The 1,786-nt window shown below is 43.2% G+C and carries 4 protein-coding genes; 2 read left to right on the forward strand and 2 right to left on the reverse strand.

Translation table 11 applies throughout. The features are described from left to right. Positions 1–415 (forward strand): SymE family type I addiction module toxin (locus ACGF5R_RS23860; protein ID WP_387693097.1); only part of this gene is annotated, 415 nt, incomplete at its 5' end. A gap of 13 nt (positions 416–428) precedes the next feature. Further along, the gene (locus ACGF5R_RS23865; protein ID WP_387693099.1) at positions 429–626 is read left to right on the forward strand and encodes a hypothetical protein; all 198 of its coding nucleotides are present in this window, start codon (positions 429–431) and stop codon (positions 624–626) included. A 39-nt stretch (positions 627–665) separates the two neighbouring features. On the opposite strand, the gene ACGF5R_RS23870 is transcribed toward ACGF5R_RS23865, so the two are convergent. Together ACGF5R_RS23870 and ACGF5R_RS23875 are read right to left on the reverse strand one after the other, a co-directional pair. Further along, on the reverse strand, positions 666–1,112 hold the full coding sequence (locus ACGF5R_RS23870) for a DUF6386 family protein (RefSeq protein WP_387693101.1): 447 nt from the start codon (positions 1,110–1,112) through the stop codon (positions 666–668). A gap of 11 nt (positions 1,113–1,123) precedes the next feature. After that, entirely contained in the window at positions 1,124–1,612 is a 489-nt protein-coding gene (locus ACGF5R_RS23875; RefSeq protein WP_387693103.1) for a polymorphic toxin type 15 domain-containing protein, read from the reverse strand. Positions 1,613–1,786 lie beyond the last annotated feature (174 nt).

The following is a 1,786-nucleotide window of genomic DNA, read 5'->3' on the forward strand; positions in this document are numbered from 1 at the left end:
ATTAAGCGATAATCTGTTGATATTTAGCGCGGGGATAACGGGCTGGCACCCGTTACCGCCGCTCACCACAGCAACTATAGGAGTAGTGACTATGGCTAAGGCGCATTCTAAGGCAGAAGCGGCGATAAATAAAGCCGTGAAAACAGAACGTTATTACACGGTGGGGTATGTGCCGAACGGGAATAAGGTCAACAATGCCACACCGGCAATACATCTTAAGGGCCAGTGGCTCAGACAGGCGGGGTTTAATACCGGGGGCCAGATTACGGTGAAGGTGATGGATGGCTGTCTGGTGCTGATCCCTGACAGTGACGCCACGCAACACTATCAGCAGCAATACCAGCGGCAGCGGAGCCAGCTTAATGAGATTAAGCTGCGGATGCGTGAGATGCTGGCTGAATACAACGCGGGCTAAGGGAGGGGATAAAATGAACGTGGTAATTGAACATTTACAGGACATTCAGTTAACCCATATTGAAGCACTGGCCTTAGCACAACTGGTTAAGCGGCTGAACTGGGCGGAGATACGCGCCTGTGCGGTGAATGACGAGGAAGCGTATCAGATTAAGGATGCGATTGCTAAGCTCCGGTCGGCGCTGGCTTACCGTGGGTATGCGCCACGGTAGACCATTAAGTAGGGCAGAAGATCTTCTGCCCTACTTGAATTAACCTAACCTAATAGGCTCCTGAAGGTTATTTGCAAAATACTGACTTTTTATAAATGATATCTGTATGTTGTTTTCATTTTTCTTTAATAAGATAAGATAATTCCCTTTTTCCAAAGATATCTTCTTTCCTGAAATATATTCTGAGTCATCAGGTTCTAAATCTCCTCCTGTGGTATCTTCCCCGGCACCAATAAATATTTGGCCCGATGGTGCTTTTATGCGTAAGCTAATATCTGGTTGTTTAATATCATCAATAATTTCAATGGAATAATCTCCATCATCTCCTAGGCCAAAAAAAGCAATATTACCTTCATTTACTTCTTTTAATTCATCGTCTGGAATACTCCACCAATCAGGAGTATCTGTTATTCTGTGTTTTATTGCTTGTAAATCAAATATAGCTAAAGTTGCCGTATCTGTTGTGAAAAAAAAAGAACTGTTCATTGAAATTATCCTCAGATGAATACTATTTCACTAATTTTATCGCCAGCTTTTAACCCTGCTTTCCTGCCAGCATTTTTTAAAGAGCTACCAACACTTTTATTAATGGACTCATTGAGCATTTTTAGCCTTTGTGTTGCAGAACCACCTACTATAAGGTCTACTGGATGGTCAGCATTAAGTTTTGATAGATCAGGAGTCTTATCGAAAATTCTTTCATAGCGTTCTGCCACTGCTTTTCTATAAGAATTTTGTAAAGATGAAATCCTTACATCATGTGTGCTTGGAGACCAAACTAATTCACCTCGTTTAGCCGCTCTGCTTAATGCATTTTGTTTTATCCTAAATTCTCTTTCAAGGAACTTCCGTTCTGCATCAGATAAGTTAGGGTTGCTTAAAATCTTTGGTTTATTAACCGTTAATGTCGAACACCCCGCTAGCCCCAGAGGGTCAATCCAGTCATTAGGGTTTACTACATAAGAGTATGGATTCTCTCCCCCCATCAACCCTATCGGATCTTCGGCACTATCCCGACGCCATCATACGGTTTAGCCGACTTTTCCCCCTGATTTAACAGCCTTTTTCTCCGCCGTTTTTTCCCACCCTGTTAAAGAGCATGCCAACTCGCCCCGACGGGCATTTTGCTGATGTTAGCTCACTTTTTCCCCGCTGTCAGC

This window comes from Photorhabdus sp. RM71S, from assembly GCF_042879355.1.
GTDB lineage: Bacteria > Pseudomonadota > Gammaproteobacteria > Enterobacterales > Enterobacteriaceae > Photorhabdus > Photorhabdus kayaii.